Annotated in this window: 1 rRNA gene; it reads left to right on the top strand. The window is 49.4% G+C overall.

From position 1 onward, the window contains the following. Positions 1-128: 128 nt before the first annotated feature. Positions 129-243, top strand: a 5S ribosomal RNA gene (gene rrf, locus SB658_RS26795); the annotation flags it as partial.

The following is a 243-nucleotide window of genomic DNA, read 5'->3' as shown; positions in this document are numbered from 1 at the left end:
GTTGACAGGTCTGAGGTGGAAGTGTGGCGACACATGGAGCTGACAGATACTAATCGATCTAGGACTTAACCATATTTTTGAATGATGTCACACCTGTTATCTAGTTTTGAGAGAACACTCTCAATTTGTTTTGTGGCGATAGCGAAGAGGTCACACCCGTTCCCATACCGAACACGGAAGTTAAGCTCTTCAGCGCCGGTGGTAGTCGGGGGTTTCCCCCTGTGAGAGTAGGACGCGGCCAAG

It is taken from the genome of Bacillus sp. SIMBA_008 (genome assembly GCF_046535495.1).
Taxonomy (GTDB): Bacteria; Bacillota; Bacilli; order Bacillales; family Bacillaceae; genus Bacillus; species Bacillus subtilis.
This window is presented reverse-complemented; position numbering and strand designations above follow the sequence as displayed.